The organism is Phenylobacterium sp. (assembly GCF_025351295.1).
In the GTDB taxonomy this organism is placed as follows: Bacteria; Pseudomonadota; Alphaproteobacteria; order Caulobacterales; family Caulobacteraceae; genus Phenylobacterium.
On the sequence record NZ_JANXWD010000147.1, the window covers coordinates 1 to 4360 of the forward strand.

General features: G+C 69.5%; 2 protein-coding genes. Both read left to right on the top strand.

Annotated features, from left to right (window positions below; translation table 11 throughout):
* Positions 1-189: 189 nt before the first annotated feature.
* The gene (locus Q0R13_RS20180; RefSeq protein WP_293907352.1) at positions 190-2124 is read left to right on the top strand and encodes a CocE/NonD family hydrolase; all 1935 of its coding nucleotides are present in this window, start codon (positions 190-192) and stop codon (positions 2122-2124) included.
* A 2-nt stretch (positions 2125-2126) separates the two neighbouring features.
* Positions 2127-4226, top strand: a complete 2100-nt coding sequence (locus Q0R13_RS20185) for a discoidin domain-containing protein (protein WP_293907354.1) — start codon at positions 2127-2129, stop codon at positions 4224-4226.
* The last annotated feature ends 134 nt before the right edge of the window (positions 4227-4360 follow it).

The following is a 4360-nucleotide window of genomic DNA, read 5'->3' on the forward strand; positions in this document are numbered from 1 at the left end:
AGAGGGTAGGGAGAGGGTCGGCTGGGCCTCTCGGCGGCGACAGGGGTTCATCAAGGGCCTGCCAGGATCATGGCTGAACCCGGAGCGCCGGCGGCCTATCCTGCGCCGACCCTCTCCCTACCCTCTCCCTCTCGGCTTCGCCGGGGGAGAGGAGGTTGCGACGCGCTCTGCAATCGCTACGGTCGCCAGATGATCCTGCGTTCCACCGTCGCGGCCATGGCTGCCGCGTTCGCCCTCCTGGCCGCGCCGGCCCAGGCCCAGACGCCGGCCCCGCCGACGCCCATCATGACCCCCGACATCAACCCCAACTTCGTCTGGCCGCAGGCATCGTACGACTACGTCAAGCGCGAGGCGATGATCCCCATGCGCGATGGGGTGAAGCTGTACACCGTGCTGATCATCCCCAAGGGCGCGAAGGACGCGCCGATCCTGCTGACGCGCACGCCCTACAACGCCAAGCGCTCGGCCGCGCGCAACCTGTCGCCGTACGCCACCGCCACCGGCTCGCAGATGGACGAGCCGTTCCTGGCCGACGGCTATATCCGCGCCTATCAGGACGTCCGCGGCAAGTACGAGTCCGAGGGCGACTATGTGCTGAACCGCCCCCTGCGCGGCCCGCTGAACGCCACCGCCGTCGACCACGCCACCGACGCCTACGACACCATCGACTGGCTGGTGAAGCACACGCCCGAGAGCAACGGCCGGGTCGGCATGATCGGCTCGTCCTATCCCGGCTTCACCACCGCCATGGGCCTGATCAACCCGCATCCGGCGCTCAGGGCCGCGGTGCCGCAGAGCCCGATGGTCGACGGCTGGATGGGCGACGACTGGTTCCACTACGGCGCCTTCCGCACCACCAACTTCGACTGGTTCACCGATCAGATGACCGACAAGAAGGCCGGCGAGGACATCCCCCGCGCCACCTTCGACGACTACGACAACTTCCTGCGCGCCGGGTCGGCCGGGGACTACGCCAGGGCCGCCGGCCTCGACCAGATTCCGGCCTGGAAGAAGATCAGCGAGCACCCCGCCTACGACCAGTTCTGGCAGGAACAGGCGCTCGACAAGCTGCTGGCGAAACAGCCGCTGAAGGTCCCCACCCTCTGGATGGGCGCACTGTGGGACCAGGAGGACATGTGGGGCGCCATCCACGCCTATGAGGCGACGGAGACCAAGGACACCGCCAACGACATGAACTTCCTGGCGCTGGGCCCCTGGCGCCACTCCGGCGCCAACTACGAGCAACGCCAGCTCAATGCGCTGAAGCTGCCGGGCGACACCGCCACTGAGTTCCGGCTGACGGTGCTGAAGCCGTTCCTGGACCACTATCTGAAGACCAACGGGCCGAAGCTCGATATCGCGCCGGTGACCATCTTCGAGACCGGGACCCTGCGCTGGGGCCACTATCAGACGTGGCCGCTGGCCTGCGGCGCCGGCTGCGGGACGGGCATGAGGCCGCTCTACCTGACGCCGGGCCTGCATCTGTCGTTCGACAGGGCCGCCCAGCCCGCCGCCTTCGAGGAGTATGTCTCCGACCCCGCCAAGCCGGTGCCCTACGTCCACCGTCCGGTTCGCTGGGACGATGGCGACCAGTGGCGCTACTGGCTGACCACCGACCAGCGCCATGTGGACGGCCGCCCCGACGTGCTGACCTTCGTCACCGAGCCGCTGAAGGCGCCGCTGAAGATCGCCGGCGAGCCCGTCGTGAACCTGTTCGCCGCCACTAGCGGGACCGACAGCGACTGGGTCGTGAAGCTGATCGACGTCTATCCGGACGCCGTCCCCTCGCAGCCGGAGATGGGCGGCTACGAGTTGCCGATCGGGATGGACATCTTCCGCGGGCGCTATCGCGAGAGCTTCGAGCACCCCTCGCCGATCCCGGCCAACAAGGTCCAGAAGTACCGCTTCGACCTGCCGCCGGCCAACCACGTCTTCCTGCCCGGCCACCGGATCATGGTGCAGGTCCAGTCCACCTGGTTCCCGCTCTACGACCGCAACCCGCAGACCTATGTGCCCAACATCTTCTTCGCCAAGCCGGCCGACTACCGCAAGGCCACCCAGCGGATCTACCTGAGCGGCGATACGGCCTCGTCCATCGAACTCCCCGTCGTACCGTTCCAATAGGGATGCGCACGCCGAGGCTGGCCCTCTGCGCAGCGGCGCTGGTGCTGGTGGCGAGCGCTGCGCCCGCCGCCACCGGCCGGCTGATCGTCGACCTATCGCCCACGGGGCTGCGCAACACGATCCGCACCGAACAGGCGCTGGGCGCCGGGATCGACGGGTCCTGGCGCGGCGGCGTCGACCGTCTGCTGACGCCCGGCAATGTCGCGGCCATGTCGAGCGCCGGCCTGGCGCCGCTCACCTACCGCTTGCGCACCGAACTCGGCATCGCCGCCTGGCACTGGAACCCCGTTGGGGCGTGGAGCGACCCGGGGCGCCAGCAGGGCTACTGGACCTCCAGCGACCGGCCCGGCGCGCCGATCCAGACCTCCTGGGGCTACGACCTGCCGCGGCGCGGCGACACCCTCGACATGGCCAACAACACCCGCTGGTCGATGCTGGACGACGGCGACCCGGCCACCTTCTGGAAGTCCAACCCCTACCTCGACCCGCGCTACAGCCACGCCACCGCCCGTCCGCAGTGGTTCATCCTGGAACTGGGCGAGCGACAGGTCGTCGACACCGCCCAGATCGCCTGGGGCGAGCCCTACGCCACCCGCTACAAGGTCCAGTACTGGACCGGCGCCGACGAGTACGACGCCCACGGCCGCTGGGAGACCTTTCCCCATGGCGAGGTCCGCGACGGCCACGGCGGGACCGCGCGCCTGGACCTCGGCCCCTCCGCCCGGCCCACCGCCTTCGTCCGGGTGTTCATGGCCCAGGGCTCCGACACCGCCCCAGCCGGCGCGGACGATCCGCGCGACCGCATCGGCGTGGCGGTGCGCGAGGCCGGCTTCGGGCGCCGCGGGCCTGACGGGGCCTTCGTCGACGCCGTCCGCCACGCCGCCAGCCACGACGGCCAGAGCATCGCCCACGTCTCGTCCACCGACCCCTGGCACCGGGCGTCGGACAAGAACCTCGACCTGGAACAGGCCGGGCTCGACCGGGTGTTCGCCAGCGGCCTGACGCATGGCCTGCCGGTCATGGTCCCGGTGGGCGTGCTCTACGACGCGCCCGAGAACGCCGCCGCCGAGATCCGCTACCTGCGGGCGCGCCACTATCCCATCGCCCGGGTCGAGCTGGGCGAAGAGCCCGACGGCCAGTACGTCGACGGCGAGGACTACGGCGCCCTCTACCTGGAGACCGTCGACCTGCTGCACGCCATCGACCGCCGCCTGGTGCTGGGCGGCCCCAGCCTGCAGAGCGGCCTCTCCGACACCTGGCTGGACCCGGACCCCGACCGCTCCTGGAACAGCCACTTCATCCGCTACCTGAAAGCCCGCCACCGCCTAGCCGACCTCGGCTTCTTCTCCTTCGAGCACTATCCGTTCGACGACATCTGCGGCGACATCTACGGCAAGCTGGTGGCCCAGAGCGGCCTGATGGCCCGGCTGATGGACCGGGTCCGCAAGGAGGGCGTGCCCACCACGATCCCCTGGCACATCGCCGAATACGGCTTCTCCGCCTTCTCCGGCCGCGCCGAGGCCGAGTTGCCCAGCGCCCTGCTGATGGCCAATATCGCCGGCCAGTTCCTGACCGCGGGCGGCGACGGGGCCTATCTGTTCGGCTACGGCCCCAACGAGCCGGTCAACCAGCACCAGCCCTGCGCCGGCTACGGCAACCTGATGCTGTTCACCGCCGACGAAGCGGGCCAGGCCGTGGCCTCGACGCCCACGTTCCAGACCGCGCGGCTGCTGACCGGCGCCTGGCTGCAGCCCACCGGACCCCACCGCCTCTATGCCGCGCGCGTCGATACCGGCGACCCCAGGGACGCGGACGCCGTGAAGGCCTTCGTCGCCCTGCGCCCCGACGGCCGGCTGGGCGTGATGATCGTCAACCGCGACCCCAAGCGCGCCTTCACCCTGTACCTGGCGGCCGGCCGCGCGCTCCTGGGCCCCGCCGAACTCTGGAGCTATTCCGCCGCCCAGTACGAATGGATCGACGCGGGGCCCCAGAGCCATCCCGGCCGCAACCTGCCGCCCGCCCACGTAAGCCAGCCGGCCTTCGACGGGAGGATCGAGGTCCTGCCGGCATCGCTCACCGTCGTGGTCGTGCGCGCCCGCTAGCAGGTTGTTGAAATAGGTTTTTTGGGGTGCCTGAGGCGCAAGTTTGCAGCCCTAGAGATTCAGAAAACCCAATTATTTCAACTACGAGATTTTGCCTGTTTGAGCGGAAGGGCCATGAGAGGGCGAAAATCGGC